The organism is Kiloniella majae (assembly GCF_002118315.1).
GTDB lineage: Bacteria > Pseudomonadota > Alphaproteobacteria > Kiloniellales > Kiloniellaceae > Kiloniella > Kiloniella majae.
In genome coordinates, this window is sequence record NZ_MTSZ01000023.1 from 1 (window position 1) to 347 (window position 347).

Annotated in this window: 1 pseudogene; it reads left to right on the forward strand. The window is 54.2% G+C overall.

From position 1 onward, the window contains the following. Positions 1–347 (forward strand): annotated as a pseudogene (locus tag BKB51_RS20490) (ABC transporter substrate-binding protein); the annotation flags it as partial.

Below are 347 nucleotides of genomic sequence, written 5' to 3' on the forward strand. Positions count from 1 at the left end.
CCGGGTCTGGGTGGTGAAGTGCTGCGCCGTATTGGTGCTGCGGCTGTAACCCTGCCGGGTGGTGAGATTTTCCCATCCCTCGAATCAGGCGCGATTGATGCGACCGAGTGGGTTGGCCCTTGGAACGATCTGGCCTTTGGCTTCTACAAAGTAACCAAATACTACTACCAGCCAGGTTTCCACGAGCCAGGTTCTGGCCTTGCGTGCGGCATGAACAAAGACGTTTGGGAAAGCTTCTCTCCGGATGAGCAAGCCTTGATCCAGTCAGCTTGTGCTGCCGAGAACAACGTCATGCTGTCAGAGTACAATGCCAAAAACGGTGACTCTCTGGATGTTCTGTTGAACAA